At 51.5% G+C, this 301-nt stretch carries 1 rRNA gene; it reads left to right on the forward strand.

From position 1 onward, the window contains the following. A 16S ribosomal RNA gene (locus ACTHSX_RS10565) occupies positions 1–301 on the forward strand; the annotation flags it as partial.

Below are 301 nucleotides of genomic sequence, written 5' to 3' on the forward strand. Positions count from 1 at the left end.
GTAATACGTAGGGTGCAAGCGTTAATCGGAATTACTGGGCGTAAAGCGTGCGCAGGCGGTTATGTAAGACAGTTGTGAAATCCCCGGGCTCAACCTGGGAATTGCATCTGTGACTGCATAGCTAGAGTACGGTAGAGGGGGATGGAATTCCGCGTGTAGCAGTGAAATGCGTAGATATGCGGAGGAACACCGATGGCGAAGGCAATCCCCTGGACCTGTACTGACGCTCATGCACGAAAGCGTGGGGAGCAAACAGGATTAGATACCCTTGTAGTCCTGTCTCTTATACACATCCTACGAG

This window comes from Neisseria sp. P0014.S002, assembly GCF_051958295.1.
Taxonomy (GTDB): domain Bacteria; phylum Pseudomonadota; class Gammaproteobacteria; order Burkholderiales; family Neisseriaceae; genus Neisseria; species Neisseria flavescens_B.